We start from the raw sequence: 3,358 nt of genomic DNA on the forward strand, positions 1-3,358 counted from the left end.
ACCGCCTCGCCGCTCCAGCCGTAGCTGCCGAAGGCAGCGGCGGGCAGGCCGCGGTGGATGATGGGGTTCAGGCCCACCAGCATCTCGTAGATGGGAGGCAGAGCGTCGCCCACCAGGGTGGGGCTGCCCAGCAGGAAGCCGTCGGAGGACTGCAGCGCAGCCTTGGCAGCGGCGTTGTCGTCGGTGACCAGGTCAAACATCTGGATGTGCTGCACGCCGCCGTCCGCGAGGCCCTCGGCGATGGTCTCGGCCAGCTGCTTGGTGTAACCGTAGGCGGATACATAGGCGATGACCACGTTCCGGTCCTCGGGGGCCTTCTTCACGGGGGTGGCCCACTTGCGGTACAGGTCAAAGTAGTGCTGGATGTTGGTGCGCAGCACGGGGCCGTGGCCGTTGCCGATGAACTCGATGTCCAGATCCTTGATCCGGTTCAGAGCCTTCAGCACGAAGGGCTTGAAGGGACCCATGATGTTGTCGAAGTAGTACTTGTAAGCGGCCTCGAAGTCGCCCTCGATCTGGTCGTTGAACACCCGGTCATCGGAATAGTGGCAGCCGAAGGAGTCCACGGTGAACAGGGCCTTGGCCTCGGGGATGTAGGTGTACATGCTGTCCGGCCAGTGCAGGAAGGGCACGCTCAGGAACTCCAGGTGCATACCGCCCAGGTCGATCTGGTCCTTCTCGGTCACGACCTGGCTCTTGAAGGGATGGTTCACGATCTCCTTCAGGAAGGTCAGGGCGGTGGCGCTGCCCACAACAGTGGCATTGGGAGCCAGAGCCAGCAGCTTCTCCACGCCGCCGGCATGGTCGGGCTCGGTGTGGCCCACCACGATGTAGTCGATGGTGGCGGGGTCGCAGACTTCCTTCAGGTTCTCCAGATACTGGTCGAAGAACTTGGCCTTTACGGTCTCGAACACAGCGGTCTTTTCGGCGCCCTTCACCACGTAGGCGTTGTAGCTGGTACCGTACTCGCTGTACATCACGATATCGAACACGCGCAGATCAGGGTCCTGCACGCCGACCCACCAGATGTTTTCTTTAGCCTGTAATGCTCCCATTGTCGATTCTCTCCTTTATCGGGCGGGCTGGCCGCCTTATTGATATGATTTGCCGTGCGCGCCGCGGCAGACCGCCGCTTTGCGTTTCTCAGGCAGCGCCGCATCATTCCGGGCGGTGAAACACGCCGGAAAATTTTGGCGTGAATTGTGCGGTGTTGCCTCTATTAAAATACACCTTATTATACGGCGAATAAAAGCACCTCTATGTTGCATCGGCAACAAAATGATGTTTTTTTATCAATCCCGCCGGTCGTAGAGCAAAAAGCGGAACCCGATGGGGGTTTCCAGCCGCTCCAGCCGGGCCAGACGGGCGCTGCCTTCGGCAGGGGTCTTCCAGTAATAGGGGGTCATGGCGAACAGATCGCCGATGGCCTGACCCTGTACGGTGATGCGCTCCTCCACCCGGGTCTCCCCGGCCAGAGAAAAGCCCGGGTAGTCCACCTGCTGGCAGGGGTTTTCATAGGGCTCGTCATAGAGCACGTCCTTCAAACCCATCAGATGCCCGGCGGTGGGCACCGCGTAGATGAGGGTGCCGCCGGGGGCAAGGCAGCGGTGGAACTCCTCCCCCGCGAAGGGAGAAAAGATGTTCAGCACCACATCGGCCCAGCCGCTTTCCACCGGGGCGGCGAAGCTGCTGGCCACCGCGAAGGCCGCGCCGGGCAGCTTACGCTTTGCCGCCAGCCGCACCGCGGCCTTGCTGATGTCGAACCCGGCCAGCTCAAAGGGCAGACCCTGCCGTTCCAGCTCGGTGCAGATGGCTTCGTCGTAATAGCCCTCGCCGCAGCCCGCGTCCAGAATGTGCAGCACGCCGCCCTTTTTGCGGGCAAGCTCCGCGCACAGCCGGGCCAGCTCGGCAGCGAAGGGGGCGTAGCCGCCCCCGTTCAGAAACCGGTTGCGGGCGGCCACCATCTCCTTGCTGTCGCCGGGGAGCTTGCTGTGCATCCGGCTGGCCAGCAGCAGGTTCACATAGCCCTCTTTCGCCCTGTCGAAGCTGTGGCCCGCCGCGCAGCGCAGCGCGCCGCCGTTTTCACTCAGGACCTTGCCGCACACCGGGCACACGAAGCCGCTCATTCCTCCGCCTCGCCCTCGATGGGCTCGGAGAAGCCGCCGTGGCTCTTCATGTACTCCTCAAAGCTGGCGAACTTCTGGGCCGGAGGCTTGCGGGAGATCAGCAGCAGGCCCGGGTCCTCGTCCTTGACCGGGGCCACCTGCCGGGGCTGCTTTTCCGCACGAGCGGGCTTTTGCTGGCCACGGCCGGTATTCCGCTGGGTTTGCTTTTGCTCGGGGCGGGCGGCGTTCTTCTGCTGACCGCGGCCGCTCTGGGCCTTTTCCCGGCCGGAAGCGGTCTGCTTTGCGGGCTGCTTTTCCGCCGGGCGGTCGCTGCGGTCACTCCGCTCGTTTCGTTCATTGCGCTCGGAACGCTCGCCGCTCTCCTCCCGCTTTGCGGTCTCCTGAGCCGCTGCCTCCGCGGCCTTGCCTGCCGCGCGGCGACGGCGGCGGCGGCGCTTTGCACTGGCCGAAAGGGGCTGGCCAGCCTGGGTGTTCTTTTCTTCCACGTTGCTAACCTCCTGCTGTTTTTCAGGCGCTTTGACGGCCTGCTTTTGTTCGGTTTTGGGTTGTTCCGCCTGCGGCTCGGGCTTTGCCTTCCGGCGCTCGGGGCGGGGTGCGGGCTGAACCAAAACGGCGGGCTCCGGGCGCTCGCCCAGGTCCGGCAGCTCCAGCACCGGGATCTTCTTCCGGTTCAGCTTTTCGATGCCTGCCAGATATTCCTTCTCCTCCGGGCTGCAGAAGCTGATGGCCACGCCCTCAGCCCCGGCCCGGCCGGTGCGGCCGATGCGGTGCACGTAGGTCTCAGGCACCTCGGGCAGATCAAAGTTAAACACATGGGAAAGCTCGTTGATGTCGATGCCGCGGGCGGCGATGTCGGTGGCCACCAGGGCGCGGATCTTGCCCGCCTTGAAGCTGTCCAGCGCGGCCACTCGGGCGCTCTGGCTCTTGTTGCCGTGGATGGCCGCCGCCCCGATGCCCTGCTTGTTCAAAAAGGTGGCGATGGCGTTGGCCCCGTGCTTGGTGCGGCTGAACACCAGTGCACTGGTCACCGCCGGGTCGGCCAGGAGCTTGGCCAACAGCCGCTTTTTGTCCGGCTTGTTCACAAAGTAAAGGCTCTGCTCGATCCGTTCCACGGTGCTGCTCACCGGGTCCACCTTCACGGTGACCGGCTTTTTCAGGATGCTGTTTGCCAGCTGCTCGATCTCTTTGGGCATGGTGGCGCTGAACAGCAGGTTCTGGCGCTGGGCGGGCAG

The 3,358-nt window shown here is 63.8% G+C and carries 3 protein-coding genes; all 3 read right to left on the minus strand.

The annotated features are described in order from the left end of the window. A partial coding sequence (locus J7G73_RS12660; RefSeq protein WP_291246526.1) for an FprA family A-type flavoprotein occupies nt 1–1,055 on the minus strand: 1,055 nt, incomplete at its 3' end. Between the two features lie 237 nt (nt 1,056–1,292). Further along, nucleotides 1,293–2,126 (minus strand): putative RNA methyltransferase, encoded by an 834-nt coding sequence (locus tag J7G73_RS12665; RefSeq protein WP_291246527.1) that lies wholly within the window; start codon nt 2,124–2,126, stop codon nt 1,293–1,295. Continuing rightward, nucleotides 2,123–3,358 (minus strand): DEAD/DEAH box helicase (locus J7G73_RS12670; protein WP_291246528.1); only part of this gene is annotated, 1,236 nt, incomplete at its 5' end. The genes J7G73_RS12670 and J7G73_RS12665, both read right to left, overlap by 4 nt.

The organism is Allofournierella sp. (assembly GCF_017889395.1).
Classification (GTDB): domain Bacteria; phylum Bacillota; class Clostridia; order Oscillospirales; family Ruminococcaceae; genus Allofournierella.